This window comes from Brevibacillus panacihumi, assembly GCF_003710985.1.
In the GTDB taxonomy this organism is placed as follows: domain Bacteria; phylum Bacillota; class Bacilli; order Brevibacillales; family Brevibacillaceae; genus Brevibacillus; species Brevibacillus panacihumi.
On record NZ_RHHT01000030.1, the window covers coordinates 83,972 to 110,840 of the forward strand.

Annotated in this window: 26 protein-coding genes and 1 riboswitch; of the genes, 21 read left to right on the top strand and 5 right to left on the bottom strand. The window is 52.4% G+C overall.

The features are described 5' to 3' along the window. Nucleotides 1–25 precede the first annotated feature (25 nt). The 3 genes from EDM58_RS14875 to EDM58_RS14885 are packed head-to-tail and all read left to right on the top strand — an operon-like array spanning nucleotide 26 to nucleotide 3,631. The gene (locus EDM58_RS14875; protein ID WP_342769027.1) at nucleotides 26–853 is read left to right on the top strand and encodes a beta-keto acid cleavage family enzyme; all 828 of its coding nucleotides are present in this window, start codon (nucleotides 26–28) and stop codon (nucleotides 851–853) included. An 11-nt stretch (nucleotides 854–864) separates the two neighbouring features. Beyond that, nucleotides 865–1,629 carry a cyclase family protein gene (locus EDM58_RS14880; RefSeq protein WP_122914040.1) on the top strand — a complete coding sequence of 255 codons (765 nt, stop codon included), beginning with the start codon at nucleotides 865–867 and terminating at the stop codon, nucleotides 1,627–1,629. 16 nt (nucleotides 1,630–1,645) lie between these two features. Beyond that, nucleotides 1,646–3,631: a sodium:solute symporter family protein gene (locus tag EDM58_RS14885; protein WP_122914041.1), complete on the top strand. Its 1,986-nt coding sequence runs from the start codon at nucleotides 1,646–1,648 to the stop codon at nucleotides 3,629–3,631. Between the two features lie 39 nt (nucleotides 3,632–3,670). Here EDM58_RS14885 and EDM58_RS14890 read toward each other — a convergent pair whose 3' ends face one another. Further along, nucleotides 3,671–4,312, bottom strand: coding sequence for a Crp/Fnr family transcriptional regulator (locus EDM58_RS14890; RefSeq protein WP_122914042.1), 642 nt, complete (start codon nucleotides 4,310–4,312; stop codon nucleotides 3,671–3,673). Between the two features lie 225 nt (nucleotides 4,313–4,537). Here EDM58_RS14890 and EDM58_RS14895 point away from each other — a divergent pair, with 225 nt between their 5' ends. The 8 genes from EDM58_RS14895 to EDM58_RS14930 all read left to right on the top strand — a co-directional run bounded on the left by EDM58_RS14895 (nucleotide 4,538) and on the right by EDM58_RS14930 (nucleotide 10,891). Then, nucleotides 4,538–5,113: a 2-oxoacid:acceptor oxidoreductase family protein gene (locus EDM58_RS14895; RefSeq protein WP_122914043.1), complete on the top strand. Its 576-nt coding sequence runs from the start codon at nucleotides 4,538–4,540 to the stop codon at nucleotides 5,111–5,113. A gap of 6 nt (nucleotides 5,114–5,119) precedes the next feature. Next, nucleotides 5,120–5,416: a 4Fe-4S binding protein gene (locus tag EDM58_RS14900; RefSeq protein ID WP_023555591.1), complete on the top strand. Its 297-nt coding sequence runs from the start codon at nucleotides 5,120–5,122 to the stop codon at nucleotides 5,414–5,416. Further along, nucleotides 5,416–6,651, top strand: coding sequence for a phenylglyoxylate dehydrogenase (locus tag EDM58_RS14905; RefSeq protein ID WP_122914044.1), 1,236 nt, complete (start codon nucleotides 5,416–5,418; stop codon nucleotides 6,649–6,651). The genes EDM58_RS14900 and EDM58_RS14905 overlap by 1 nt, the downstream gene beginning before the upstream one ends. Then, nucleotides 6,651–7,670 carry a thiamine pyrophosphate-dependent enzyme gene (locus EDM58_RS14910; protein ID WP_122914045.1) on the top strand — a complete coding sequence of 340 codons (1,020 nt, stop codon included), beginning with the start codon at nucleotides 6,651–6,653 and terminating at the stop codon, nucleotides 7,668–7,670. The genes EDM58_RS14905 and EDM58_RS14910 overlap by 1 nt, the downstream gene beginning before the upstream one ends. Further along, on the top strand, nucleotides 7,655–7,945 hold the full coding sequence (locus tag EDM58_RS14915) for a hypothetical protein (RefSeq protein ID WP_122914046.1): 291 nt from the start codon (nucleotides 7,655–7,657) through the stop codon (nucleotides 7,943–7,945). The genes EDM58_RS14910 and EDM58_RS14915 overlap by 16 nt, the downstream gene beginning before the upstream one ends. A 1-nt stretch (nucleotide 7,946) precedes the next feature. Then, on the top strand, nucleotides 7,947–8,744 hold the full coding sequence (locus EDM58_RS14920; protein ID WP_122914047.1) for a cyclase family protein: 798 nt from the start codon (nucleotides 7,947–7,949) through the stop codon (nucleotides 8,742–8,744). 160 nt (nucleotides 8,745–8,904) lie between these two features. Beyond that, nucleotides 8,905–10,350: a purine-cytosine permease family protein gene (locus EDM58_RS14925; RefSeq protein WP_122914048.1), complete on the top strand. Its 1,446-nt coding sequence runs from the start codon at nucleotides 8,905–8,907 to the stop codon at nucleotides 10,348–10,350. 40 nt (nucleotides 10,351–10,390) lie between these two features. After that, nucleotides 10,391–10,891 carry a flavin reductase family protein gene (locus EDM58_RS14930; RefSeq protein WP_122914049.1) on the top strand — a complete coding sequence of 167 codons (501 nt, stop codon included), beginning with the start codon at nucleotides 10,391–10,393 and terminating at the stop codon, nucleotides 10,889–10,891. Nucleotides 10,892–10,958: 67 nt separating this feature from the next. On the opposite strand, the gene EDM58_RS14935 is transcribed toward EDM58_RS14930, so the two are convergent. Beyond that, on the bottom strand, nucleotides 10,959–13,277 hold the full coding sequence (locus tag EDM58_RS14935) for an ATP-binding protein (RefSeq protein WP_122914050.1): 2,319 nt from the start codon (nucleotides 13,275–13,277) through the stop codon (nucleotides 10,959–10,961). A gap of 61 nt (nucleotides 13,278–13,338) precedes the next feature. Here EDM58_RS14935 and EDM58_RS14940 point away from each other — a divergent pair, with 61 nt between their 5' ends. The 7 genes from EDM58_RS14940 (at nucleotide 13,339) to EDM58_RS14970 (ending at nucleotide 19,838) form a co-directional block, all read left to right on the top strand. Beyond that, nucleotides 13,339–13,998, top strand: a complete 660-nt coding sequence (locus EDM58_RS14940; protein ID WP_183187520.1) for a response regulator — start codon at nucleotides 13,339–13,341, stop codon at nucleotides 13,996–13,998. Nucleotides 13,999–14,194: 196 nt separating this feature from the next. Continuing rightward, complete coding sequence (locus EDM58_RS14945; RefSeq protein ID WP_183187521.1) at nucleotides 14,195–15,247, top strand: LLM class flavin-dependent oxidoreductase; 1,053 nt, start codon at nucleotides 14,195–14,197, stop codon at nucleotides 15,245–15,247. A 100-nt stretch (nucleotides 15,248–15,347) separates the two neighbouring features. Next, complete coding sequence (locus EDM58_RS14950) at nucleotides 15,348–15,572, top strand: riboflavin kinase (RefSeq protein ID WP_122914053.1); 225 nt, start codon at nucleotides 15,348–15,350, stop codon at nucleotides 15,570–15,572. Nucleotides 15,573–15,581: 9 nt separating this feature from the next. After that, on the top strand, nucleotides 15,582–15,863 hold the full coding sequence (locus EDM58_RS14955; RefSeq protein ID WP_425455622.1) for a hypothetical protein: 282 nt from the start codon (nucleotides 15,582–15,584) through the stop codon (nucleotides 15,861–15,863). A 42-nt stretch (nucleotides 15,864–15,905) separates the two neighbouring features. Further along, nucleotides 15,906–16,544 carry a Crp/Fnr family transcriptional regulator gene (locus tag EDM58_RS14960; protein ID WP_122914055.1) on the top strand — a complete coding sequence of 213 codons (639 nt, stop codon included), beginning with the start codon at nucleotides 15,906–15,908 and terminating at the stop codon, nucleotides 16,542–16,544. A gap of 111 nt (nucleotides 16,545–16,655) precedes the next feature. Further along, nucleotides 16,656–18,230 (top strand): phytoene desaturase family protein, encoded by a 1,575-nt coding sequence (locus tag EDM58_RS14965; RefSeq protein ID WP_122914056.1) that lies wholly within the window; start codon nucleotides 16,656–16,658, stop codon nucleotides 18,228–18,230. 36 nt (nucleotides 18,231–18,266) lie between these two features. Then, nucleotides 18,267–19,838, top strand: a complete 1,572-nt coding sequence (locus EDM58_RS14970) for a phytoene desaturase family protein (protein ID WP_122914057.1) — start codon at nucleotides 18,267–18,269, stop codon at nucleotides 19,836–19,838. Between the two features lie 83 nt (nucleotides 19,839–19,921). On the opposite strand, the gene EDM58_RS14975 is transcribed toward EDM58_RS14970, so the two are convergent. After that, a complete protein-coding gene (locus tag EDM58_RS14975; RefSeq protein ID WP_122914058.1) occupies nucleotides 19,922–21,034 on the bottom strand; it encodes a hypothetical protein in 1,113 nt (370 codons plus the stop codon). A 78-nt stretch (nucleotides 21,035–21,112) separates the two neighbouring features. Beyond that, nucleotides 21,113–22,363, bottom strand: a complete 1,251-nt coding sequence (locus EDM58_RS14980) for a sensor histidine kinase (protein WP_122914059.1) — start codon at nucleotides 22,361–22,363, stop codon at nucleotides 21,113–21,115. A gap of 169 nt (nucleotides 22,364–22,532) precedes the next feature. Beyond that, nucleotides 22,533–22,651: riboswitch (SAM riboswitch) on the top strand. A 106-nt stretch (nucleotides 22,652–22,757) separates the two neighbouring features. Between EDM58_RS14980 and EDM58_RS14985 the strand changes: the two genes are divergently transcribed. The 3 genes from EDM58_RS14985 (at nucleotide 22,758) to EDM58_RS14995 (ending at nucleotide 26,351) form a co-directional block, all read left to right on the top strand. Next, nucleotides 22,758–23,792 (top strand): sugar ABC transporter substrate-binding protein, encoded by a 1,035-nt coding sequence (locus tag EDM58_RS14985; protein WP_122914060.1) that lies wholly within the window; start codon nucleotides 22,758–22,760, stop codon nucleotides 23,790–23,792. Between the two features lie 74 nt (nucleotides 23,793–23,866). Then, on the top strand, nucleotides 23,867–25,351 hold the full coding sequence (locus EDM58_RS14990; protein ID WP_122914061.1) for a sugar ABC transporter ATP-binding protein: 1,485 nt from the start codon (nucleotides 23,867–23,869) through the stop codon (nucleotides 25,349–25,351). Between the two features lies 1 nt (nucleotide 25,352). Further along, complete coding sequence (locus EDM58_RS14995) at nucleotides 25,353–26,351, top strand: ABC transporter permease (protein WP_122914062.1); 999 nt, start codon at nucleotides 25,353–25,355, stop codon at nucleotides 26,349–26,351. A 148-nt stretch (nucleotides 26,352–26,499) separates the two neighbouring features. Here EDM58_RS14995 and EDM58_RS25740 read toward each other — a convergent pair whose 3' ends face one another. After that, a complete protein-coding gene (locus EDM58_RS25740) occupies nucleotides 26,500–26,655 on the bottom strand; it encodes a hypothetical protein (RefSeq protein WP_171819431.1) in 156 nt (51 codons plus the stop codon). Nucleotides 26,656–26,869 lie beyond the last annotated feature (214 nt).

The following is a 26,869-nucleotide window of genomic DNA, read 5'->3' on the forward strand; positions in this document are numbered from 1 at the left end:
TCGGTGAATGGATCATGCAAAAGGAGTGAGGGTTTTGGAAAAATTGATCATCACGGTGGCGCCGACAGGAGCAGTCACGACGCGCAGGGATACGCCGTACCTGCCAATCACCCCCAAGGAAATCGCGGAGGAAGTGTATGCGTCCTGGAAAGCCGGGGCTTCGATTGCCCACATCCATGTGCGGGATCGGGACGGCAATCCTTCGATGGATTTTGAGACCTTCCGGGAAACCGTGGAGCGCATCAAAGAAAAATGCGACATCCTGATCAACCTGACTTCTTCTGGAGGCTTGAATCTGCAGGAAGAAGAGCGCTTGAAGATCTGTGAATTAACCCCTGAATTCGCTTCGCTGGATGCCGGTTCGATGAACTTCGGTCCGGGAGTTTTTCTCAATCCGCCCGATTTTCTGGAGCGGCTGGCTGAGAAGATGAACCAGTATCAGGTCAAGCCGGAGATCGAAATCTTCGAGACCGGGATGATCAACAACGCGTTGATGCTGGCGAAAAAGGGACTGATCAAGCCGCCGTTTCACTTTCAATTTGTCCTGGGAGTTCCGGGAGGCATGCCCGCTACGGTGAAAAATCTGCTGCATCTGATCGAGACGATTCCGGCAGGCTCTACCTGGTCGACCATCGGGATCGGCAGGAACCAGCTTGCGATGAACACGGTCGGGATTCTCATGGGAGGCCATGTGCGTGTCGGCATGGAGGACAATGTCTATTACAAGCCGGGCGAGCTGGCAAAATCAAATGCCGAATTTGTTGACAGAATTGTCAGACTATCGCATGAGCTGGGTCGTGAGATTGCCGGTGTAGAGGAAGCCAGGTCCATATTGGGACTGCGCAAAGAATGAGGAGGGACGATATGAGAAACTTTCAGATCATTGACTTAAGCGTGCCGATCAGCGAAAAGGTAAAGGAGCCGCTGCCAGCCAAAATCGAGTACCTGCAGCATGAGCAGGGAGCGGTGCAGGCGGCTGGTCTGTTTGGACTGACTCCAGATGACTTTCCGGAAAAGAAGGCTTGGGCTGCGGAGAATGTGGCGCTGAGCACCCATACAGGGACACATGTAGATGCTCCCTGGCACTACTGGCCGACATCCGAGGGCAAACCTGCGCGCACGATCGACCAATTGCCGCTCGAATGGTTTTACGGGGACGGGGTATTGCTCGATTTTCATGACAAAGGAGCCGGTTATGAGCTGATGGCGGCGGATCTGCAGCAAAAGCTGGAGGAAATCGGCTATGTGCTAAAGCCCTACGATATCGTCCTGATTCGTACGGGGGCTGATCGCTACATCTACGAGGACGGATATTTCAACATGCATGCGGGCGTTTCGGCCGAGGCGACCAGCTGGCTGATCGACCAAGGCATCAAAGTGATGGGAACAGACGGGTGGGGCTGGGACATCCCGTTTTATCTGCAGGCGCAATCCTACAGGGAAAATCCGCGGGACGGCGTGCTGTGGGCCGCTCATTTTCTCGGCAGGGAAAAGGAGTACTGCCAGATTGAGAAGCTGGCAAATCTGGATCGCCTGCCGAGGCCGTTTGGCTTCAAAATCGCCGTGTTTCCCGTCAATATCGAAGGAGCCAGTGCTGGTTGGGCAAGACCTGTAGCCATTTTGGAATAAGCGGGGAGGGGAAATCATGAGCTTCAACGTCGTCTTTTTTCTCTATCTGGCGGTCTTTTTCATCGTTCTCTTTTACGGAGGGTGGATCACGCGCAAATGGGTCAACAGCGCCAATGATTACTTGCTGGGGGGCAGGGAAGTCGGGCTGCTGATCAACGTGTTCGGGGTGGCGGCCATCGGCTTTGCCGGCACGATCATCACGCTGGGGCCGGGGCTCGCCATTACCAGCGGATTTTGGGGATCATTCGGCTTCGGGATCGCGTACTTGTTCGGCGGATTGGCGTTGTACGGGATTTTTCTGGCTCCATACATTCGCCGCTGCGGGGCGCAGACCTTGCCGGAGTGGCTGGCGATGCGCTTCGATTCCCGCGTCCGCGTGCTGGTTACGATTGCCTCGATCCTGGGTTTGATCGGGATCATGGCGAACAACGTTGTATCCATGGCTATCGTCGTCAATGGCTTTACAGGATGGTCTCTTGTCTGGACGCTTTCTGCCATTTTTCTATTGTTTTTGCTGTTTACTTATGTGGGCGGCTTTTGGGCGATTACGCTTACGGATTTCGTCCAGATGTGCATCGGTCTGATTGCACTCCCGCTCATGTTTATTGCCATCCTGTCCCAATTCGGCGGATTTGACTTCCTCAACACCCAGTGGTCGGGACCGTCCGGTTACTGGACACATGGCATCACCGGCGGCCAGCTACCGATCTTTTCGCTGCAGTACCCCAGCTTGCTTACGTTTATCATCCTGTTCGGCTGCTTTCTGGTCTGGGGCAACAATTACTACTGGCTGCGCGTCTCCTCGACCCGAAGCGAAAAGGTGGCGAAGCAATCCTTCATCTACGCCGCTGTCCTGCTCGCCTTGGTTCCGTATCTCATTCTGGTCTTAACAGGGCTGTACGCCGGCGCTGCTTACCCGGACACCTTTGAACCAAAAGGGACTGTCTCCCCGATGGCTGCATTCGGGGTTGTTTTGAAAGCGCTGCCAGTCGGCATTACGGCTTTCGCGTTGATCGGAGCCCTCGCTGCCTCGATCTCCACGTCGACGACCGCACTGATCGGGGCGTCCAGTACGGCGGTGCGCGATCTGTATCAACGCTATGTCAAACCGGAGGCGACGCCACGGGAATTGACCACGCCTTCCAAGGTGATTACGATTCTTTTGGGACTGCTGGTCTGGGTTCTGTGCTTCTATCCGGGCGGTCCCTTGTATCTGTTCGCATTTGCAACCGCATGGCTGGGACCGCCGTCCGTCCTGGTGCTGCTGGGCATCTGGTGGAGGAGAACCACCAAGCAGGGAGCCTTTATCGGGGCGATTGCAGGCATTGGGGTGACGGCACTCTTTACGCTGCTCGAACTGCTGCAAGTATTTGTCATTGGGACGTATACGCATGTCGGCGTCGTGGGACTGGTTGTCACGCTGGTCTGCACCATCGCGGTCAGCCTGATGACCAAGCCCCAGTACTACGGGCAGAAGGATTGGAGATTGGACGGCTCGCCTGACTCTAGCGTTCCATCTGTCACAAAGGAGGAACAAGAGGTGCTGAGTCTGATCCATTCCGGCTACAACACGATGGCCGAGATCACCGACATGCTCGGAAAAGACTCGACGGTCAGCAACCGCCTCATCGAAACGCTGGATCAAAAGCGGCTTGTCTTCCGTGAAAGCTATGTCGGACCCGGTTTTTACACATTCCGTTTGGGAGAGGAAGCGAAAAAGCTGGTGGATGAGGGGCTCCTGGTGATTCGCTCGGAGAGGGGCATGGTCAGCAAGGAAGATCTCGTCATTCTGCAAAAGGTAGGGGCTGGCAGCCAACAGCTCCATGAGTACATCCAGAAGCAGGAGCTGGATTCCCTCAAAATATCCGTGATTGTCGCCAAGCTGATCAGGCAGGGCTACGTGAACGAGGGGGGCTTGTGGCGGCGGAAAATGGAAATTACTTCAAGTGGGCGGCGATTGCTGCAGGCACATGCCGCCCTGCTTCAAGAAAAAGGAGCGTAGCATAAAGGAGGGGCCCTGTCGAACACAGGGCCCCTCCCTTCAATCCACCGAAGGAATCACAATATCATCATTCAATATGGCGCGCAGCCGATTCAGATCATTGATTTGAATAGACCGGTTGGACACGGTGACGATCTCTTTTTTCTCCCATTGCTGCAGGATCTTGTACACCGTAATGCGCGATGTGCCGATGTAGTTGGACAATGAAATCTGGTTGATGGCGATGTTCGTATCCTTGTTTTTGTTGTAGAGCTTGAGCAGGAAAAAGGCGAGCTTTTGCTCGAACGAACGATTCTCTTGCGCTACAATTTCGGCCAGCAGGCGTTCTTTGCGGATCAGGGATTGCAGAAAAATATCGATGGCGGATGGATGTTCCTTGCAGATCTGTTGAAATACCTCATTGGAAAAATAAAAGAGGGTGGATGGCTTCATCACATAAGCCGTGGAAAAGTACGGCTCTTTTTTTATGCCTGCTTCTCCAAAAAGCTCACCGGGAGTCACGATGTCAATGATTCGTTCATCCCCTTTGAAAGAGGTTAATTGAATCTTTACCTCGCCATCTTCCAGGTAGTAAAAGCCGTTCCCGATCTCGCCCTGATGAAACAAGATGGTTTTTGGCGGATAGGTCTTTTTCAATCCTCTCGCCAGGTAAGGCTTCCAGGCATATTTGTGCTTGGACATCGCGATCCCCCTTTTCTGTTATCAGAATTGTCCGTCCGTTCTCATATGTAATCAAATCATAAAAGGAACGGGTGTTATTGTAAAGAAGAGTTCGCGTCCGGCCATTTTTTCGGGGATGTCGAATGTTCAGCTTTCTTGGCAAAGTGTAAAATGCTTAGCATACTGAATTTTTCAAATAATCTATTATAGGAGAAGGAAAGCAACCATGAGAAGGAGGTGAAGAAGATGAAACAAATTCGATTTCACGGTCGCGGCGGGCAAGGCGCTGTTATGGCATCTGAGCTGTTATGCCATGCCCTTGTCCATGAGGGCAACTACGGGCAGTCTATTCCGGCATACGGTTTTGAACGCCGCGGCGCACCGCTTGAAGCGTTTGTCAAATTGGACAGCAAGCCGATCCGGGAAAGGACGCAGGTATATGAGCCGGATGGAATCATCGTTCTTGATTCCTCGCTGATCGCACAGCTTCCCGTTTTTAACGGCATACAAGCGAATGGATTTGCGATTCTGAACACCCGCAAGAAGATGACCTTGGAGGATATTCCCGAGCAGGTAGAAACCTTGGCGATCGTTGATGCCAACCGCATCGCATTGGACGTATTCAATGCCCCGATTACCAACACCATTTTGTTGGGAGCGTTTTCACAGGCGACCAAGCTGGTGTCCCTGCAGTCCTTATCCGAATGCATAGAGAACTATTTTCCCAAGAAAATCGTAGAAAAAAACCTGGTGGCCGTCGCCCGTGGATATAACGAAGTGCAGGTTGTTACCCGGAGCGGTCAGATACGGAAGGCGGAGTGAGAAGAGATGAGCGATACAAAAGTGCCTGACAAGTTGTATCAACTCACTGGCGATAACGTGGCTTCCGTCGGGAAAGGTCTGTACGTGGTCAACACCGGTCTTTGGCGGTATCAGCGGCCGGTTACAGATCCGGATCTTTGCAAGCGCTGTTCCGCTTGTTACATGTACTGTCCCGTCGGCTGCAAGGTCGAGTTGAACACGCATTACGATACCAATCTTGATTGGTGCAAAGGATGCGGCATTTGTGCCGAGGTTTGTCCTGCCAATGCGATCACGATGTTTGAAGAGGTAGGTGAGGAATAGTGGGCAAAATTGACGTTTTAAATGGAAACAAGGCGGCGGCCTGGGGAGCAAAGCTGGCACGGGTCTCCTTGCTGGCTGCGTATCCGATCACGCCGCAGACGCCGCTCGTCGAGTATCTGGCCACCTTTGTGGCAGAAGGCGAAATCGATGCAGACCTGGTCGAAGTGGAGAGCGAGCATACGGCGCTGAGCGTGCTGCAGGGCGGCGTATTCGCGGGTGCGCGCACATTCACCGGAACGAGCTCCCAAGGCTTGGCCTTGATGTATGAGCCGTACATCCGCACCAGTACCATGCGTCTGCCGATCGTGATGGCCTTGGTGACGCGCGAGGTCATCTCGCCGCAAACGGTATGGGGAGGTCAGCAGGATGCGGTTACGGTACGGGAGGCAGGCTGGATTCAGATCTGGTGTGAGAGCAACCAGGAGGTTCTCGACACGGTCGTGCAGGCCTACAAGATTGCCGAAAACAAGGGCGTGCTGCTTCCTGTAAACGTTTGCTACGACGGCTTCTCCCTCTCGCATATGGCTGAGCGGGTGGATATCCCCGAGCAGGAAAAGGTGGACAGTTTCCTGCCAAAACCCGATATCACGCATGTGAAGCTTGATCCCGCCAATCCCATGTCCGTCGATCCGCTGACGGCTGGACCGATGCTGACCGAATATCGGCACAAGCAGGTTACGGCGATGAATAATGCCAAGAAAGTGATCGAAGAGGTGCGGCAGGAATGGTTCCAGCTGTTCGGTCGCGACCACGGCGGCATGGTGGACGTGTACCGCATGGAGGATGCGGAGATTGCCATCGTCTGCATGGGCAGTCCGGCGGGTACGGCGCGCGTGGCGATTGATGAAATGCGCGACCACGGGATCAAGGTAGGGATGGTAAGGATCCGCGTCCTGCGGCCGTTCCCTGTGGAAGAGATGAAGACGCTTCTATCCGGCGTCAAGGCGATCGGCACCATCGACCGCAACGTCTCCTTTGCAGCAGGATACGGCACCAGCTACCTGGAGCTGCTGACAGCGTTTGGCGGCAAGCCGATGCCACCGATGATTGATTTTATCGGCGGATTGGGCGGCTCAGATGTTACGCTGGAACAGATCAAGCAGGCCATTGTGCTTACGCAGTATGTTGCCAATGGCGGAGAGTACAGAAGTGTCACCTGGTTTGGGCTGGATGAAGTCGACATCGAGTCATTGTTCGAAGATTCCGAACAAGAGACGAAGGAGGGAATCGTGTAATGGAGAGCAACAATTACTCCACTCGGCCGAAGGGTGCGAAACCGACACTGGTAAAGGACGATTCTTTCTTTACCAAGAAGCGGTTTGGATTCATCTTCCGCGAAGAGAAAAAAATCAAGGAAGCGTATCACGAAGTCACCAAGCATGAAGATTTGCTCTCTCCGGGAAACTCCGCTTGTCTTGGCTGCCACGCTGAGCTGGCGCTGCGCACGACCTTGCGCATTTTGGGGCCCAACACCATCCTGGCGATTCCTCCTGGCTGCATGGGCGGGATCGGCGTCGTCGGCTTCCAAGGCGGATCGGGGACCAAGATCCCGGTATTCTTCCCGCTGTTGGACAACACGGCAGCAATGCTCGCAGGCATCAAAAGGCAGTACCAGCGCGAGGGACGCGATGTGCATGTAGTCGCATTTGCCGGTGACGGCGGCACCGCAGACGCTGGCTTCCAATCGCTTTCGGGTGCGGCAGAGCGCGGGGAGAACATCATCTACATCTGCTATGACAACGAAGCCTACATGAACACAGGGGTGCAGCGAAGCGGGACGACGCCGAAGTGGTCCTGGACCCAGACTACTCCGGTCGGGGAGCGCAGCCAAGGGAAGTCGCAGAAGGGAAAAGACATGCCGATGATCATGGCGGCACACAACATCCCGTATGTAGCGACAGCCAATCCCTCGTTCTTGCCGGACTACATCGAGAAGCTGAAAAAAGCGATGCAGGTGAAGAACGGCATGTCTTACATCCATCTCTATTCGGGATGCCCGACAGGTTGGAAATTCCCGACCGAGAAGACCATCGAGGTGGGAAAACTCGCGGTTGAAACCAATCTGTACCCGCTGTGGGAATGCGTGGAAGGCAAGTTCAGGATGACGTATGAAGTGAAAAGGCGGACTCCGATCGAGGAGTACACGCGCTCCATGCAAAAGTACGCTCACCTGACGAGTGAAGAGATCAAGCATCTCCAATACTCGGTGGACCAAAACTACAAGAGGTTGAAAGATCTATGCAGGATCACGTAAAGGCCCCATTGCCTTATCGGGTAGAGATCGACGCGACGGCTCACGCATGGAGGATGCCGTTCGTCTGGGTCTTCGAAAAGCTGTTTCGCGCTGGAGATGCGGTGCGTTTGGGCAAGACCACCCTCTACGTCAAAGATGCCAGCGGGAGCGTCATTCATCAGGAATACTACGGAAAAAGCAGAAAAGCGGCTTGGTATCGGCAGTTGGAAATCGAGCAAAAAATGAAAGAGATGAGTGCGACTGATTTTGAAAAATGGTTAAAGGGAGGCAAATAACATGAGTACTTCCACAAAAGATCTGTTGGGTGATCTGCTTGCTGGCATCATCAGCGGTGGCATTGAGGTCGTTGATCTGGCACAGCCATTGAACGAAAAAACACCCGTGATGCAATTGCCGGAACCATTTGTCAACACCGGAACATTCCGCTACAACCGCCTGTCCAATTATGATGACAACGGTCCCGCCTGGTATTGGAACGATTTTACGACCGGCGAACATGTAGGTACTCACTTCGATGCTCCCCGCCACTGGATCAGCGGCAGAGGACAGGATGGCGTCGATACGATGCCAATAAAGAATATGATTGGAGAAGCCTGCGTCATTGACGTCAAGCAGAAGTGCCAGGAGAACCCTGACTACCTGTTGACGGTTGAGGATGTATTGGAATTCGAGCGGGAGCATGGCCAGATTCCCGAGCATGCCTATCTGATCCTGCATACAGGCTGGGCAGCATACAACGATGATCACGAGAAGTTTTTCAATGTCGGAGCAGACGGCATGCCACATACGCCCGGATTTGCGCCAGAGACCTCTGCCTTTTTGGCGCGCGAGAGAAAGATTTTGGGAGTCGGAGTGGAGACAGTAGGCACCGATGCAGGGATCGCGGCAACCCTCGAGCCTGCTTTCCCAAGCCATTACTACATGCATGAGGCCAACCGCTACGGCATGGCGTCCCTGGCGAATGTCGACAAGCTGCCTCCAAGGGGCGCGATTATCATCGCTACGCCTCTCAAGATTACAGACGGCAGCGGCAGCCCGATTCGTCCCATTGCTTTGGTGCCGGTAGCAAAATAAAGCTGACAGCGTGAGACTTGCAGACATCATTCTTTTCATACTTGGCGAGCAAAATGGATCAACCTTTCATTTTGCTCTTGCCTCCACTTTTATTCGCAATATTTGGAATATTCAGTAATCATAACTCCATAAAAAATTGAATATCAAGGGTGGTTCGTCTATGAGCGAGAAGAATATGCAATCTGTCATTGAAGATCACGCATTGGAGAGTGTGCCTGAGTCCGAACGTCAGGGGTGGTTGAGTCTATCGTGGAATACGGCGGGAATCGCCACTACGCTGATTCAATTGTTTTTCGGAGCATTGGTCACGTTTGTCGCAGGAATCAAAATCGGCATCATCGCAGGTCTGATCGTGACGGTCGTGGGGGGAGCGCTCGGCTGGGCGGTAGGACATATCGCTTTCAAATCAGGGCTGTCCAGCACGGTGATGTCGCGTATATACGGCTTCGGCAACAAGGGTTCGATCATCGCTTCCGCCATTTACGGATTCATGATCCTGGGCTTCCTGGCGATTGAGAATGCTTTGCTATACAAAGGCTTTCTATTCTTCTTCGGGATCGAGGATACGCTAACTGCCAAAATTGTGATCTACGGCATACTGACGATATTATGGATTGTCATTACGACTTTTGGCTTCAAGCTGGTGGCGAAGGTATCCTCATACTCGCTGGTCGCATTTTTCGGGGTGCTTCTGTATATGCTCTTTGACATTATCGCGGTATCCGGTCAGTCCTGGAGCTCGGTTCTGTCATTCGGAGCGCAGTTTCCGCCGGAGGTACTCGCAGGGATGGGAGTGACCAGCGATACGGACAAGTTGATCTTCGGCATCAACGTGCTGATCGGGTCGGCTGGGGCATTGGCGCTGGTAGACGCAGATTTCGGCCGTTATGCCCGCAGATCCAGGGACATCGGGATCGCTGCATTTTTGGGGAACATCGCAATGGATATCTGCATGCTGACAATCGGCGGCTTGGTGATGTTTGCCGGAATGCCGACCATCACGGACTACTATATGAAAGTGCAAGGCATGGATGCAGCTACAGCAGCACAGACCGCCCTGCAAAGCCCGGACAGCATCGCAGCAGCCTTCATCATCTTTGGCGGAATCATCGGGTTTATCCTGATGGTCCTGGCCCAGTTCAAGGCGCAGGTGCTCAACACCTACAGCGGCTCGTTGGCGTTGTCCAATCTCTTTGACAATCTCAATTGGAAGCCGGGGAGATTTGTCTTCGTGGTGCTGGCGAACATCATTGGCCTGATCATGCTGTACGGACAGATTCTCGCTCTGGTGAACGCCTGGATCACCATTCTCGGGGTCATCACCACCTGCTTCGCCGGGATTATGATCGCCGATTACTTCCTTGTGCGTCCCAAGCTGGGGCATCAGGATACGAGCCGTTTTGGCGCAGAGGAGGTCAATTGGTCCGGGGTGATTTCCACAGTAATCGGCGTTGTGCTTGCCCACTATGTGTTGAATACGTGGATTCCGATTGAATTCTTTACATCCCTGGTGATTTCCGGGGTTGTGTATCCGCTGCTGCGCTTGTACGTGTTCAAACCTGCGTACACGGTGACCGGTACGGAATGGAACACTGCAAATAGATAGAGAAGACATCAAGGGGGATAGGAGAAAGGGAGGAACGCGAATGCAAACGGATGTGAATAGCAACGCCGATATTTTCAAAGCCATCATGGGGAGCTATCCGACGGGAGTGACGATCATCACGACTGAGGGTGCGGAAGGGAAACCGGCAGGGTTGACAGCCAATTCGCTTGTCTCCGTCTCCATCGAACCGCTTCTGGTCCTCTTTTGTGTAGATGCCAGGGCGGGATCGCTGAACGCCTTCAGACAGGCAGGCAGGTTTGCCGTTCATATCCTTGCAGAGGACCAGAACGAGGTATGCTGGCGATTCTCAAGCAGAGAACCCAACAAGTTTGATGATGTGGAGTGGAGCTGGTCGGAGCGCCGGCTTCCCATTTTGCCCGAAGCGCTGGGACTGATGGAATGCCAGACGGTCCAAACCGTAGAGGCTGGTGATCACACAATCTTTATCGGCGAGGTCGTGCACATTGAGAAGACCGACAAGAATCCCCTGCTGTATTTCCGGCGCAAAGTTGGCAGCATCCCGCCCAGTTGGTTCGAATAATCTCTCCTAGCAATTTCAAAAAGCCAGCATTCGCAACAAGTCGAATACTGGCTTTTCCCTTTTGCCATCAAAGCTGCAATCCCCGTAAATACGCATGCACCTTTCCGAATTCCTCCTGTATCGTTGACAGCCTTGCAGATGCTTCTTCAGGCCGTACAGCACAATCGATTTCCTCCAACTGAGTCAGAAGCTCGACGAGACTAATGGCGCCGATGAAGGCGCAGCCCGATCTCGTCGAATGGATAATACTGGAGAATGCTTGCCGGTCCCGCTTCGCAACAGCCTCTTTCAACTCGGTCAGAGCCTTGTGGTTTTGCTTTTCAAAAGTTTGTATCAAGGCGAGCCACTTTTGTTTGCCTTCCTGGCGATCCCCGCGAAAAAGCTGCGTGACCTTGTCTTTGTCGAACAGCAGTTTTGTGGGACGTATGCCGGGAAGCCATTTTTTTAAAATCGATTGAAGCTGTTCGTATGTAAAGGGTTTGCTCAGATAATCATCCATCCCGGCTTCCAGACAGAGCTCACGATCTTCGCGCATCGCATTGGCTGTGAGCGCAACAATGGGAACATGACGCCCATGGCTCAACTCGCTGTGGCGGATGCGGCGGGTCGTCTCGAAGCCATTCATTTCCGGCATTTGGCAATCCATCAGAATCAAGTCGTAGTTGTGTCTGGCGATAAAAGAGAGCGCTTCGATCCCGTTTTTGGCGTGATGCGGGTACAGGCCGAGCTGCTGCAATTGGAGCATGACGATCTCGGCATTCACCTCATTATCCTCCGCGACCAGGATCTGATAGGAATAATTCCCGGGATGCGCCGGTTCCGTCAGATGGGGAAAAGACTGCTGCACTTCTCTGTCCTGCAAATGCCCCAGCAGGTAGAGCAACTGGGACTGCTTGATGGGTCTGGACAGGTAGCTGTCGAATGACAGTGGATACGCCCCGCTCTGCTTCTTTTCATGCATGGAAGGAAAGGAGGAGTGAATCTTTATGATTTTCGGTTTAAGCGAACCTTTTAAATTGGGGTATAATGGTAGTAATTCATATTCCTCCACGTCTGTGATGAGCACCTGAAAAGGATCTCCCTGGGCCGACTCGGTATACAGGCTGCAGGCGTCAGCTACATTCGCCGCGCAGACGCATGACACGTCGAGGTGAGACAGGATCTCCCGGATATGCGCAAACTCGCGCTGGCATTTCAATAGGCACAAAATCCGCTTGGGCAGAGCAGGGGATCGGGCCGGCTCCGGATGGTCAGGCGCGACTTCCAGCGGAATGGAGAAGGTGAAAGTAGAACCTTTGTCCACTTCGCTTTCAAAATCGATCGTTCCTTCCATCATTTGCACGATATGCTTGCAAATGGACAGCCCCAGCCCCGTACCGCCGAATTGGCGGGAGGCTGAGCCGTCAATCTGGGTAAACGGCTGGAACAGTCTAGGAAATGCTGACTCGGGGATGCCGATCCCGGTATCGCGTACAGAAAATGTGATGATGGGCGTCCTGGGATGCGGTGTTTCGACTGTGACACGAATCGCGATTTCTCCTTGATTGGTAAATTTGATCGCATTTCCAATCAGATTGAGCAGCGTTTGACGAATACGGCCGCTGTCGCCACGCAAGACAGCGGGTATGGACGGATCTACATAGGCATAGAGAGAGAGCTGTTTGCCCATCGCTTTTGCGGCCATCAGCTCGAGGATGTCCTCCACCAGGGACAGAAGCTGAAAATCATGGATTTCCAACTCTGTTTTTCCTGCTTCCATTTTGGAAAAGTCCAGGATGTCGTTGATGATCGCCAGCAGAGAGTTTGCCGAGTTTTTGATGATGTTGGCGTACCGTTGCTGATCGGCATTGAGGGGGGACTGCAGCAGCAAATCCAGCATGCCGATAATGCCGTTCATCGGCGTGCGGATTTCATGGCTCATCGTGGACAAGAACTCCGATTTCAGGCGGGATGACAGCAAGGCTTGGTCGCGAGCTTTTGCCAGCTCCAGCTCCATTTTTTTACGGTCGGATATGTCGATGGCAGAGCCGACGACCTCGACAACTTCCCCGTCCGCCACGATAGGGGAGAGAACGTTGTAGAAGATTCTGCCTGCGTATTCGAATTCATAGGTAACCGTAGTACCTTTGAAGGCTTCGTTGTAAAAATGCGTGAGGTAATCCGCTTTTTCCGCAGTAAACACCTCGTGCAGCGTCTTGCCGTAGATCCGGTCTGTGGTCAAGCCGAGCTCTTCCGCAATCCTGCCTTCATACAGATTGTAGATGAGGGTTCCGTCTTCGCGTTTGGTATAGGTAAAGACTACGTTTTGCAGGTTTTGCAGGGTTTGTCTCATTTTATCCTGTATTTGTGCCGACATGGCGTCAGATAGATTCGATCTGTTCTTCAAGCATAACGACCACCTTCTTGTTGTACTGTGATGAGTGCGCGAAAGAGAAAGGATGAGGGGAATGAAGGTTGCTTCCAAGCGTATAAAGGTATTGATCGTCGACGATCACCCTACAGTCAGTTTCGGCACGCGATTTATTCTTGAGTCGGTCGAGGATATGGAAGTAGTCGGCGTAGCGGATCGGGGAAAAGAGGCTGTCGAAATGTTTAAGCAATATCAGCCGGACATCATCCTGTTGGATCTCAAGCTGCCCGACATGGAGGGAATTGAAGTAGCCAGACAAATCAAAGAGTGCGGACCCGAGGCCCATGTTGTGATTTTTACCGGCATGAATTACATGCCGATCCTGCAAAAGCTGATCGCGATCGGCATCAGCGGCGTGCTGACAAAAGAAGCCACACCGCAACAGGTGATTCGCATGATGGAGGCCGTCCAGGGAGGAGAAACCATCATTCCGCTTAGCTTGTTTCACCAGATAGACTTTCAGAAGACGAAAAGCAAAGCCAGCAACAAAGATCAGCCGCTCAGCGAAAAGGAAAGCTATATTTTGAGTATGGTCGGGCGCGGGTTAACCAACAAGCAAATCGCCAAGGAGCTGTTTATGACGACGCGTTCGATCGAGTATTATTTAACCAATATTTATCAAAAACTGAATGTGAAATCAAGGGCGGAGGCGATTGAGAAGTTCGGGAAAATCGGCACAGCCCACATGGATCCCTAGTGGGACAGCAGATGGGAAAAGACTGCGCAATCATACAGAGCTTGGTGTTGCCGTTTGGTAGGACCAAGCTTTTTTGCATGGCGAAAATCCCGAAGTTACGGGACTACACATATACATTTCGGCTCTTTGTCGCTTAAAGTAGAAAATGAAACAAAAAAATACAAATATTTACGGTAGACATGCAAAGGGGAGTCGAATGATGAAATTTGGACTGTATTCCGAAATGCAACTGTCGAACGGTAAGACAGAAAAGCAAGTGTACGATGAAGTGATCAAGCAGATTATTCATGCTGATCAAGCGGGCTTCGACGTTTACTCGCTTATCGATCATCATCATTTTTCGAAGTTCTCCGTTTCTGCCAATCCACTCGCGGTCTATGCTGCTGTGGCCCATCAGACTCGTCACATCCGCTTCCGTACAGCCTTGCACATCTTGCCGCAAGTGAATCCGCTGCGCATGGCGGGTGAGATCGCTGTCGCGGACATTCTGACGGACGGCCGGATTGAGGTTGGGGTTGGACGTGGACACGCCTGGGTATTCCCGGATGAAGGCATCGTTCCGATCGAGGAAGCCAAGCCGAGATTTGAAGAAGCGCTGGCGATTCTGGAGCAAGGCTTGAGTGAAGGACGCGTCAACTTCCAAGGCGAATTTTTCACGGCCAAGGACGTGGACATCGTGCCAAAGCCGCTGCAAAAGAAAATGCCGTACTATACAGGCGGAACGAGCAATCGTACGTACGAGCAAGCCGGCATGAAAGGATGGGGAATCTTCGTCCCGCCATTGCTGCCGCTTGAAAACCTGAAAGAACAGCTCAATATCTACCGCGACGCCTGCCATAAATACGGCAATGAGCCGCAGGTTGTATGGCTGCATGCAGTCTATATGGATGACGACGCTGCACAGATTCGCAAGGAGTCGGAAAAACACTTCAAGAACTTCCTCGCGGGCAATAGTGCGCCAACCGTAAAACTGCCCAACAAAGACCGCATGATCAACGCAGGCTTCAACTTCTACGCCAAAGGCATTCTCGAAAAACTGGCGGATATGACGTACGAGCAAATCACTGAGGGCGATGTGGTCTGGATCGGAACGCCGGAAGAAATCTGCGAAAAAATCGAGCGCGTGAAGCGGGAAGTAGAAGGCTTGACGGAGATTGATTTCTTGACCAACTATGGCGGCATGGATCATTGGAAAGTGATCAAGCAGCAAGAGCTGATCAGCAAGCACATCATTCCGAACTTTAAATAAACGCGCCTGTACATGTAGAGGAAGCGAAGCGGGTAATTTCTGATAACAGGGATTACCCCTTCTTTCTCATGGAAGGAGCAATTTTTTCGGGGGGATTGCAATGAAAATTCAGCAAATTCGTGAACTGGTTAACATCCCCGATCGCAAATTCATGGTATCCTTTACCGGGAGGGTAGTATCTGGTCAACAGCTCGGCAGAAAAATCGGGTTTCCGACAGCAAATCTCTCGGTGCAGGAAAAGCTGGAGCTGCCGCTTGGCGTCTACGGGATGCCGTACGGAAGCGGTTTGCCCAAAGCCAAAATCTTTTGGGGAAGGAAGGGATAGGTGATTGAAATGCGATGTGCCGTGGAGGAAGACATCCATTTGCCTGATATTTCGTTTTGCCGGGTTTGCGAAAACGCATATGGCATCAATCGGGGAATCTACAACACCATTGACGCGTATTTCTATCAAAAGGGACATCGGGATATCGTCTTGCGCCGGCGTATCATTCTCTCGTTTTTACAGTTTATTGGCGCCCGTTCTGCAAAGCTGAACAAAAAATCCTCCTATAAGTTCGGCAATGGAGGCTTGATCGAAAAGCTGGATTCATTTACCAATGCGCACTTGAGTTAGCGGCTTTTGCAAACGTATCTTTCACGATTAGGGGGGCATTGTATGTCGATGATTTTAAACCACAAGCATCAAGAACAAAATGTGTCCTGGCAGCCCTACCTCAAATATGGCGAAAGACAGTTTAAAAAACAAAAAGCGGTCATCTATTCACAGGGCGAGGTAGGTTCAGGCTTTTATTACTTGCATTCGGGATTGGTCAAGATTGTGACGGTAAAACCGGATGGCAGCCAGAAAATCCTGGATATGCACGGGGAAGGGAAGTTGTTTGGCGAGCAGGCGATCGACGAGTTGGCTTACTTTTCTTCCGCCATTGCAGTAGAAAATACAGTCCTCTATTACTTCTCCAAGGCGGCATTCAGAGAGATGGTGCAAGCCTGTCCAGATTTCCTGCCTTTCTTTGTAGACTCAATTGTGCAAAAAATGAGAATATTAAGTGAAGACATTCTTTTGAAAGCGTTTACAGCGGAGCAGTATATCGCTTATTCCCTCTCCAAGTTCAGAAAGACATACCGTTCGGACAAAATTTCCATGACCCAGCAGGACATCGCGAACTGTACTGGTTTGACCCGAATTACCGTCTACAAAGTGTTGAAAAAATGGAGAGAGAGCAATCTAATTGATATCCAGAATCGCATGATTGTGATCAAGGAGCAGGAAAAGCTCAGCAGAATCTATCATTGACGATTTCATGCACAGCTATCATTTTGATTTCTTCCAGTAACAAGCCAGAGTTTCCGGTACTTGTACCGTTTATATAAGCAGCCTTACTTATCGAAGAGGTGAAGGGATTTTATGCACGACGCGGATTATATCATCATCGGATCAGGCCATAACGGCCTTGTTTGCGCCTTGAAGCTGGCGCAGGCTGGGCATCGGGTTCTGGTTCTGGAGCAAGCGCAGCAACCAGGGGGCGCGTCCCGCAGCGGGGAAGCGACAGTACCGGGCTTCACACACGACCTATATGCGACCAACATCGGGTTGTTTCTCGGCTCGCAGATCTATCAAGAGATGAAGACAGAATTTCACCAGAACGGTTTTGATCTGGCAGTGAGCGATCAGCCGTTTGCCAGCGTTTTTCCCGATGGTGACGGGATCGGTGTGTATACGGACCCGGAAAAGACGATGGAGCAGTTTCGCAGACAATCCAGCCATGATGCCGAAGCTTGGCAAGCGCTGTTGAGATTTTTCGATCAGACGGCACCGCATTTCTTGCCCTTGCTGCAGCTGCCGTTGCCTTCCTGGCTGGCCGCCCGTCAGCTTTACCGGATGTGGAGAGCGCTCGGCTACGCCAAGACCGTGGAATTAGGCAGCATGATATTGAAAAGCCCGCGCCAGTTTGCAGAGCATTGGTTTGAGAATGAGAAGGTGCAAGCCTTGTTTATTCCGTGGGCGTTCCACCTCGATTTCGGACCGGATGTATCCGGCGGCGCGCAATTTCCCTTCGTGGAACCGCCGCTGGACCATCGCAACGGAATGGCGATCGCCAAAGGCGGAATCAGCAACCTGATCACGAGCATGATCAAGGCTTTGGAAAAACGCGGAGGCCAGGTGCTGACCCATCACCCGGTGGAGAGAGTTTTGGTGCAAAACAATCGCGCGGTAGGGGTGATGCTGGGCAACGGCAAAGCGATTCATGCCAAAAAGGGAGTCATCGGCAACATTACGCCGACGCAGCTAGTCACGAAGCTGCTGGATCGCGAAGTGCTGCCAGACACCTATGTGGAGCGGTACAAAAAATTCCGTTACGGTCCGGGAACGATGATGATTCACCTCGCCTTGGATGGACCTCTGGAGTGGAATGCCGGAGAAGACTTCGACAAGTTTGCCTACGTGCATATCGGACCGTATGTCGAGGATGTGGCCCGCACTTACGCGGATGCGCTGAATGGCGATCTGCCGGCCAGTCCGATGCTCGTCGTTGGGCAGCAGACTGCGTTTGACCCGACGCGTGCGCCTGCGGGCAAGCATACCTTATGGATTCAGGTGCGCGCTTTGCCTGCCAGACCCAAGCGGGATTCGCTGGATGAAATCCAGATCGGCCCTTGGGAGCAGATGAAGGAAGCATACGCGGACCGGGTAATGAAAAAGCTGGAGCAGTACGCTCCAAATCTGTCGTCGCGCGTGATCGCCCGTACTGTCTTTTCGCCGCGTGATCTGGAGATAGCCAACCCCAATCTGGTAGGCGGCGACAGCATCTCCGGCAGTCACCATCTGGATCAGCATTTTCTCTTCCGTCCGGTGCCGGGCTGGTCGCGATACAAGACGCCGGTAGACGGGCTGTATCTGACAGGCGCCTCGACCTGGCCTGGCGGCGGGTTGAATGCCACTTCCGGCTATTTGCTGGCCCAGCAACTGTTGAAATCATAAAACGCAACACGTCCGATTAGGGGAGGGGGGTTATCAATGAAACGTTTTGACACCGTGATCATTGGCAGTGGGATCAATTCTTTGACAGCAGCCGCATTGTTGGCGAAAAAAGGGCAGAAAGTGCTGGTATTGGAGAGAAGCGCCTGGATCGGGGGCTGCATTCGGACGGATGAGATCACGTTGCCTGGGTTCAAGCACGATGTTTTCTCAGGCTGGCATCCGCTGTTTGTTACCGGTCCCGCTTATGGAGAACTAAAGGACGACCTGCATCGAAACGGGCTTGAGTACGTCAACACCGACGTTCCGACCGGCGTCATTCTACCCGATCAGCGCAGCGCGGTGCTGTACAATAACAGGCAGCAAAACATCGATGCGTTCAATCGCCTGATGCCGGGTGACGGAGATCGCTATCAGGAGGCGATGAAATACTTTGAAGCCAACTCTGAAATGATCTTCACGATGTTTGGCAACGAGCCGATGTCCTGGGCAGCGATCCAATCCGTACTGAGGTCCCTGCGCAGCAAAGGAGTTGCGGAATTTACCCGCCACGTCGGGAGTATGGTCGCCCCTACCCGCAAATGGCTGGACCAGCATTTTCAAAGCGATGCGATCAAGGCGCTGTTCGCGCCCTGGATTTTGCATACAGGCGTCGGTCCGGACGATGCGGCGGGCAGCATCATGGCACAGCTTATCGTGTTTACTCTGGAAGCAGCGAGCATGCCGATCCCCAAAGGGGGAGGCACGGAACTGGTCAAAGCAATCATGAAATTGGTGATCGATCACGGCGGGGAGTTCATCACCAACGCCCATGTCGAACAAATCCTCGTGGAGAATGGCCGGGTAAAAGGCGTACAGACACAGGACAAGAGCGAGTACCTGGCTCAGTATGTGCTGGCAAATGTAACGCCGCAGCAGCTGTACGAGAAGCTGCTTGCACCCGAACTCGTTCCTCCACAGGTGCGCAAGGATGCGAGAAACTACCAGTACGGACGTGCGGATATGCAGATTCATTACGCCCTGGACCGTCCGCTTGACTGGAAGGACGAGGAATTGAAGCGCGCCGCCATCATTCATCTGACAAGCGGTGTGAATGGAGTAAGCCAGTCTGTCACGGAAGCTGTCAATGGCTTGCTGCCCAGGGAAGGAACCATCGTCCTGGGACAACATACAGCTTACGATCCGAGCCGGGCTCCGGAGGGCAAGCACACGCTGTGGATCCAATTGCAGGAAATGCCGCGCAATCTGGCGGGAGACGCATTGGGTGAGATCGATACCACAGGCGGGTATACCGATCAAGTGGTAAAGGCTTATGCCGACCGGATCGAGGAGCGGATCAGCCGGCACGTCCCGCAATTCAAGGAATCGATCCTCAAACGCGTCGTGATATCGCCTGTCGAGCTGGAGCGTTACAATCCGAATCTCGTGGGGGGAGACCCGTACTCCGGTTCCTCATCCGTGGATCAATTTTTATTCTTTCGACCAGGCACGGGCTACAAACGGCACGAAACGCCGATTCGAAATCTCTACCACATCGGTGCCTCTACCCATCCGGGGGCAGGACTGGGCGGAACATCCGGGTACCTGGCTGTGAAGGCGATGAAGGGTTGAGCAAATGAAAAAAGGGCTGTTCCCAAATCTTTGGACGATTGGGAAAGGCCCTGTTTTTTTGTGCTTGGGGGCAACTCAAGCCCTCAGCGGATAATCCGATAGACGAACAAACGTGTGATGAAATAAGCACCCCCGAGGAAGACTCCCATCGTAAAATTCTCAACGAATAAGGCATCGTACACGTACTCCTGCAAGGGCGCATTCAGCAGGGAAGCCGAAACACCCATGGCATGGACGGCAAACATGATCAGGGTGTCCACCAGAGGACGGTACCATCTGGCCTTTTTCCGCCAATAAGTTCGGGCAAGGAACAGAAGAGCCACATTGCTCAGCGTGATAGCAGTCGAAGGGGACGCTTCATTGAACAACTCATCCTCGATCCCCCATCCGGGCATCCAGAGAAGGGCGACCAGGAAGTTGAAAACGATAACCCCGATAAATAATGGTCGAAAAAATCGCACGTCATTTCGGCGCTTCTTCGCTTCTTCATTGGCGAGCATCTCCGCGCTTTTCCATTCCGGAGTAGGATCGTAAATCTTCAAGCCTGTTTGAAAATAAGGGGATTCTCCGTCGTAGGGCAGTTTGGGAATCTGCTCGTATGCTTCTGACAGTTGGGGGTGATTCACCTGCGTGATGTTGAGCTGTGTGTTGTAAACAGGTACACCGTTTTGCCTGAAACGTTCGATCCATAAGTCCAGATTCTCTTGTTTCTCCTCGCCAAACGTGCCGAATTGCCGTTTTCCTTGTTCATCTGTCCAGACCATAATGATTTTTGCGCCAGCTATGTAATACCGGGGTACATTTTTGGGTGTCTGTACATAACGGAAAATTCGTCCGATCAACACTTCATCCATTTGTGCAAAGGGGACAAGCTCTTCGAATAGCTTGCCCGTCTTGAGGTTCTGAACGGAGGTGAAGAATCCATCTTCTCGCAATTCGATCTTCATGATCACCTCGTGCTGAAACCGGGTGATGCCGATAAGAATCCAACATATCCATCCGATGAAAATGCCGAGACCAGCGAGGATAAAAGAAAATATCCAATCGCTTTCGTAAATCAGCAGGTACATTCCAAATGAGAAGATAGCCAGTGCGATAAGACCCAGGAAGCCAATAATAGCGAAGTGAACATACCGTGACCAGGCCGGAAGCTCACTGGAATACTTGAGATCTTTTCCGCCTCGTATTTCCAACATCCAGAGTCCCCCTTCCAAGTTTGGTTCTTCTCATACATACGGGAACAGCTGGCAAAAAGTTGCGAACCGTGGTGATGCTCATGTCTGGGCGGGAAAGGAAATCGTAAAAATCGTTCCCATGCGCGGTTTGCTGCTCACGCCAATTTTGCCGCCCATGACCTGGATGGCGTTGTAGGAATACGTAAGGCCAAGACCAGTGCCGCTGGATTTCGTGGAAAAATAGACGGTCCCAAGTCGGTTGATATCGCTTTCGCTCATGCCAATCCCGTTGTCCCGAATCTCCAGGATCACAGAATTAGCTTCCCGGGTCAGCGACAGGGTTACTTTTCCTTCTTCGATATCGCAACAGGCTTCGACCGCGTTTTTGATAAAGTTGACCAGCACCTGCTTGATTTCATCCGGATTGGCTTGGATCATGACGGGCACGCCCGGCTCTTTTATCTCCAATTCCACATTGTTCATGATTGCAAAAGGATACATGACGTCGTGCACGATATGGAGCTGTTGCGAGAGATCGACCTGCTCCTGGCGCTCCGACAGCGGTTTGGAGATGGAGAGATAGTCGCTTAGAATGGCCTCCGTCCGTTTGACTTCATCGAGACAGATGGTGATGTATTGCTCCACTTTGGGAAGATCTTGGGGAGCTTCCTTGATCAGGGTCAAAAAGCCTTTTACGGCTGTCAGCGGGTTGCGAACCTCATGAACCATGGAGGATGCGACGTGGCTGATCGTAGCGAGCTTCTCGTTTTGGGCATGACGGATAAAGATCTCCTTGTCTTCTACGGCTTTGCCGAACAAGGTCATGAGAAGCCAGACACCTACACAGTTTTGCAACGGTATCACGATCAAATGATAGGGAACATTTTGCATGAAATAAGGCTGTAAAAAGGAGTAGGTCATGATGAGCGGGGTAATCGAAAAGACGATGCCAGCCAGCACGACAATGGTGGTTTTGCGCTGGGTAGTGCGGTAGGCACGGGAAAACACTACGGCTAGCGTGAAGCAGCACAGAAGGATCAGCAAGGCGACCCATTTTCCGTCCCCGCCGAGATAGAGGCGGTAGAGGACAAATTCAGCCAAAAGGATCAAACCAATCTTCATTCCTCCGTAAACAAGACCGAAGAAAATGATGGCATAGCGAATATCAAAAATAACTCCTTGGGCGGCGCTGGAAGAAAAGGTCATCGCTAATAAAAGGGTGATGAAGCTGGTGAAGAGGATGAAGGACGGACTGTAGTTTCTAATTTTGTCCCGGTAGTAGATATTGAACAGGACAAAGGGTGTAAGCGCAAAAAAGAGTTGGAGAATGATTTCTTTTATCAGACTCAATTCGCATCCCCGCCAGACTTGATAGTCAAAACATGATCATACGATACTTTTCGACAAAGTATTTATGGTTTCCTTTCCAGTAAATGTGCGAAAAAAACCAAGTTGACATCTGGGTGATTCATGCTTTATATTCTCTATAGAACTTATAAAAGTAACAATATTTCAATTACTCTTATCCAGAGAAGGCTGAGGGACTGGCCCTATGAAGCCCGGCAACCTAGTACGCAGCATTACCGGCGTACCAAGGTGCTAATTCCTACAGGTAGCGCGCTACCTGACAGATAAGAGGCGTAGATCCGTTGATTGAAGCCTCTTTCTTCTATAGAAAAGAGGCTTTTTTAATGGTGGAGCCCTCTTCTCTGGATAGTGCAAAAGTAAAAGGGGGTAAAACGATATGAAAAAGCATTTTAGTCGGATTGGATTTTTGGCATTGGGACTGTCTGTGCTTCTGACGGCCTGCGGTGGCGGTAATGGAAGCGGGAGTGGAAGTGGAAGTGAAGGCGGAAGCGGAACTGCGGCAGGCGGCGAGAAAAAGCGGATCGCGCTGATCATGCGCCAGGACGTCGGAACCTTCTCCGCCCAGTATGTCAACGGCGTCAAGACTGAAGTAGAGAAAAACGGCGGAGAGCTGACCGTTTTCAACGCCAATACGGATCTTTCCAAAATGGCGTCCAATCTGGATGCAGCCGTCAACCAGAACTTCGACGGCATCCTGATCGACCACGGGACTGCAGAGGCTTTGCAGCAAGGGACGCAAAAGGCGGTCGACAAGAAAATCCCGGTCGTATTGTTCGATACGGACATCAGCATTCCGGGAGTGCCTGTCGTAGAGCAGGATGACCACAAGCTGGCTGAGCTGAGCCTGGAGCAATTGGCGAGCGAGCACGACGGCAAAGGAAACATCGTCAAGATCTGGGTCGCTGGCTTCGCCCCGATGGAAAAACGTCAAGTGAAGTATGAGGAATTCCTGAAGAAGTATCCGGATATTAAAGAAATCGCGGCTTTCGGCAGCGCAACCAACAATACAGCCGTCGATACCCAGACACAAATGGAAGCGATCCTGCGCCAATACCCGAATAAAGGAGATATTACAGCAGTCTGGGCGTCCTGGGATGAATTCGCCAAAGGCGCGACTCGTGCGATCCAACAGGCCGGACGTACCGAGATCAAGGTGTACAGCATCGATTTGAGCGACGAGGATCTGCAATTGATGCAGGATGCCAACTCGCCTTGGGCAGCGACGGCAGCAGTAGACCCATCCAGCATCGGCCGCATCCATGCGGAGACTGTTTTCAAGAAAATCAAAGGGGAAGAAGTTCCTGACAGTGTGAAGCTGAATCCGTTGCTGGTCAAACAAGCTGATTTGCCGAAGGATAAAAAAGTGACAATGGCAGACTTGCCGCAATACATTCCGGATTGGGGCAAATAAGACAGATCGTGCTGTTTGGTGATTCCCGTTGAGCGATCGACGGGAATCTTCCCATTCTCAAGGGGGTGCAAACTGTGCCGGTATTAGAAATGAAGGGAATCGTCAAAGCGTTTTCCGGTGTTCCGGCTTTGCGCGGGGTAGATTTTGAAGTGAAGGCAGGAGAGGTGCACGCGCTTCTGGGCGCCAATGGAGCGGGCAAAAGCACCTTGATGAAAATCTTGACCGGAGCCTATCAGGCAGATGGAGGCTCGATCTCCATCGCGGGCGAGCCATTGCAGATCGATTCGCCGCAGGCCGCCAAATCGCATGGTGTGCAATGCGTCTACCAGGAAGTGGATACCGCACTCATCCCGTATCTGAGCGTGGCGGAGAATATTCTGCTCGACCAGGTTGTCCAGTCAAAGGGGACGGGGCTGATCCGTTGGAAGCAGCTGTACGACCAGGCGGAAGAGATCTTGCGCGGCTTTGGTTTTGCCATTCCCGTACGGAAAACGGTAGATGCCTGTACGCTGTCTGAAAAACAGTTGATCCTGATCGCCCGGGCGACAGTGCAAAAAGCGAAGTTCGTCATTTTCGACGAGCCGACTGCGCCATTGAGCAATCGCGAGTCCGAGCGATTGTTTCAGATCATTGCCCAATTGAAGCAAGCAGGGGTGGGGATCATCTACATCTCACACCGCTTGCCGGAGATTTTCCAGATTTGCGATTCCATGACGATTATGCGGGATGGACAGCGTGTGCATACAGCCAGGACGTCCGAGATCACGATGGACGAAGTGATCAGCCACATGCTGGGCAAAAGCTTCGATGAGGAGTTCCCCAAGGTGGAGGCTGAGATCGGGGAGACCCTGCTGGAGGCCACAGGAGTCCAAGGCGGCAAGGTGCGCGGGGCGGACCTGCACGTCCGAGAAGGGGAGATCGTCGGTGTCGTTGGCCTGGTCGGAGCAGGCAAGACCGAGCTGGCTCGTCTGCTGTTTGGAGCCGATCCGTGGGATGCGGGCGAAATCAGCCTGAAGGGCAGAAAGCTGCGGCTGCAATCTCCGAAGGACGCTGTCGATGCCGGGATCGTTCTCGTACCGGAGGAAAGGCGCAAGGAAGGGATTTTCGTAGAGGAGTCGGTCAAGCATAATTTGTCGGTGGCAACGCTCGCGTCTGTGTTCGGGTTTGTCCGCCAGAGTTTGGAGGCCTTGCAGGCCAACGAGCTGATCAAAAGAGTCGGGGTCAAAACCGCCGACAGCAGTCAATTGGTCGGGTTGCTCAGCGGCGGCAACCAGCAAAAGGTAGCAATCGGCAAGTGGCTCGATACGGATGCCTCTCTTTTTATCTTTGACGAACCGACCAAGGGTGTAGATATCGGGGCGAAAAGCGATATTTACCGCCTGATCGGCAATCTGGCTGCCAACAAAAAGGGCGTCCTCTATTTTTCCTGCGAATTCCCTGAGGTGTTGGGGATCGCAGACCGGATTCTGGTCATGACGGAAGGCCGAATCGTCAAGGAATTCCTGCGCGGGGAAGCGACGCAAGAACAGATCATGTATTACGCTAGTGGAGGTGAGTAGGATGGAGAGGCCAAAAATCAGTTTGTTTGATCTCGTCTATAAATACGGGACTGTAGCTGTGATTGCACTCGTCGTTCTTTATTTCAGCCTGACCAACCCTTATTTTTTCACCTATGACAATATCAAGGATATTTTGCGATCCATCTCGATTGTGACCTTCGTCGCGATCGGCGTGACCTTTTCCTTGATCGTAGGAGGCTTCGACCTCTCTGTAGGCTCGACCGTATCGCTGACGACTGTCATCGTCGCGTCGATGATGGTCTGGTATGAGCAGGGGATGCTGATTACGCTCATCGTGCCGATCGCTCTCAGTCTTCTCGTCGGTCTGGTCAATGCGTTCCTCGTCGTGAAAATTCGCATTCCCGACCTGCTCGCTACGCTGGCGATGCTCTACATCGTCAACGGGCTGCACATGACCTATTCCAAGGGTTATTCCATCTACGCCAACATGCCGATGACCGACGGGACGAATGCGCCGGGCAAATTCCAGGAGTGGTTCCTGTGGCTGGGCCAGGGCGAGCTGTTTTCGCTGCCCGTCCCGGTCATTCTGACCTTTCTCTTGGTAGCGATCACGCATGTCTATCTTACTTATACCAAACAAGGACGGATGCTCTACATGACCGGGGGCAATCTCGAAGCCGCCCGCTTGTCGGGGATTCCCGTCAATCGCTACCGGACACTCGCGTACGTCTTGTCCGCGCTGTTCGCCGGATTGGGCGGGATGCTTCTGGCGGCCCGGATCGGGACCGGGCAGGTGAGCAGCGGCAGCTCGATGCTGATGGACGCCGTAGCCGCAGCCTTCGTCGGTTTTTCCGTCTTCGGGGTGGGCAAGCCCAATGTATTTGGAACCTTCGTGGGTGCGATCCTGATCGGCGTGCTGCTCAATGGCATGACGATGCTCAATCTACCCTATTACGCCTACGATATTATCAAAGGCGTCGTGCTCGCCCTGGCGTTGGCCGTTACCTATTATCAGGTGAGAAGGAAGGCTAAAGCGTGAAAGGTTGGTTCTATAGAAGAGCCCTGCCAAGTCTTTTCCCAATATCTGCAAAACAAGCCCAGTGCCCTTAGGTGCTGGGTTTTCAAGTGTCGAGAAAGTAGCTGTAGGGGGGAGAAGCATGTTTCCGATCTACGCTCCGGTCTACGTCCTACAAAGATGTTAGACTGTCCGCTCCACAGCGATCCCGGGGGAAGCGCAAAACGGCGCGCAGCTCCGCCAGTTTACTCATAGGTTGCGCTTCTGTCTCCCCGGGCTTCGCTGTTCCGCTAAGTTGGACTCCGCTAGTCGCTCCGCCTGGAAACATGCTTCTCCTCCGGAACAGTAGGTTTTCAACAGGCTTATTTAAAAGGTAAGCGCAATCTCTATGTTATCGATTCAGAGAGGCTACGCTTTTTCCATCAATGCAAGATAGATTAAAGCAGGAGGCTCACCCAACAGCTGGTCGAGGAAAAAGGGGAAAAAGCGCAAGGTATTTGGGAGCTTGACCCAGGCGCAATGGAAAAGGCGGAACACGTTTT

Excerpts from the sequence above, each read along its gene's own strand:
- EDM58_RS14995 (WP_122914062.1), top strand. The coding sequence starts at position 25,353 with ATGGAGAGGCCAAAAATCAGTTTGTTTGATCTCGTCTATAAATACGGG.
- EDM58_RS25740 (WP_171819431.1), bottom strand. The coding sequence starts at position 26,655 with ATGTTTCCAGGCGGAGCGACTAGCGGAGTCCAACTTAGCGGAACAGCG.
- EDM58_RS14890 (WP_122914042.1), bottom strand. The coding sequence starts at position 4,312 with ATGTCCAAGCACAAATATGCCTGGAAGCCTTACCTGGCGAGAGGATTG.
- EDM58_RS14965 (WP_122914056.1), top strand. The coding sequence starts at position 16,656 with ATGCACGACGCGGATTATATCATCATCGGATCAGGCCATAACGGCCTT.
- EDM58_RS14970 (WP_122914057.1), top strand. The coding sequence starts at position 18,267 with ATGAAACGTTTTGACACCGTGATCATTGGCAGTGGGATCAATTCTTTG.
- EDM58_RS14960 (WP_122914055.1), top strand. The coding sequence starts at position 15,906 with ATGTCGATGATTTTAAACCACAAGCATCAAGAACAAAATGTGTCCTGG.
- EDM58_RS14925 (WP_122914048.1), top strand. The coding sequence starts at position 8,905 with ATGAGCGAGAAGAATATGCAATCTGTCATTGAAGATCACGCATTGGAG.
- EDM58_RS14940 (WP_183187520.1), top strand. The coding sequence starts at position 13,339 with ATGAAGGTTGCTTCCAAGCGTATAAAGGTATTGATCGTCGACGATCAC.
- EDM58_RS14910 (WP_122914045.1), top strand. The coding sequence starts at position 6,651 with ATGGAGAGCAACAATTACTCCACTCGGCCGAAGGGTGCGAAACCGACA.
- EDM58_RS14880 (WP_122914040.1), top strand. The coding sequence starts at position 865 with ATGAGAAACTTTCAGATCATTGACTTAAGCGTGCCGATCAGCGAAAAG.
- EDM58_RS14955 (WP_425455622.1), top strand. The coding sequence starts at position 15,582 with ATGCGATGTGCCGTGGAGGAAGACATCCATTTGCCTGATATTTCGTTT.
- EDM58_RS14915 (WP_122914046.1), top strand. The coding sequence starts at position 7,655 with ATGCAGGATCACGTAAAGGCCCCATTGCCTTATCGGGTAGAGATCGAC.
- EDM58_RS14985 (WP_122914060.1), top strand. The coding sequence starts at position 22,758 with ATGAAAAAGCATTTTAGTCGGATTGGATTTTTGGCATTGGGACTGTCT.
- EDM58_RS14930 (WP_122914049.1), top strand. The coding sequence starts at position 10,391 with ATGCAAACGGATGTGAATAGCAACGCCGATATTTTCAAAGCCATCATG.
- EDM58_RS14900 (WP_023555591.1), top strand. The coding sequence starts at position 5,120 with ATGAGCGATACAAAAGTGCCTGACAAGTTGTATCAACTCACTGGCGAT.
- EDM58_RS14950 (WP_122914053.1), top strand. The coding sequence starts at position 15,348 with ATGAAAATTCAGCAAATTCGTGAACTGGTTAACATCCCCGATCGCAAA.
- EDM58_RS14975 (WP_122914058.1), bottom strand. The coding sequence starts at position 21,034 with ATGTTGGAAATACGAGGCGGAAAAGATCTCAAGTATTCCAGTGAGCTT.
- EDM58_RS14945 (WP_183187521.1), top strand. The coding sequence starts at position 14,195 with ATGATGAAATTTGGACTGTATTCCGAAATGCAACTGTCGAACGGTAAG.
- EDM58_RS14885 (WP_122914041.1), top strand. The coding sequence starts at position 1,646 with ATGAGCTTCAACGTCGTCTTTTTTCTCTATCTGGCGGTCTTTTTCATC.
- EDM58_RS14895 (WP_122914043.1), top strand. The coding sequence starts at position 4,538 with ATGAAACAAATTCGATTTCACGGTCGCGGCGGGCAAGGCGCTGTTATG.
- EDM58_RS14920 (WP_122914047.1), top strand. The coding sequence starts at position 7,947 with ATGAGTACTTCCACAAAAGATCTGTTGGGTGATCTGCTTGCTGGCATC.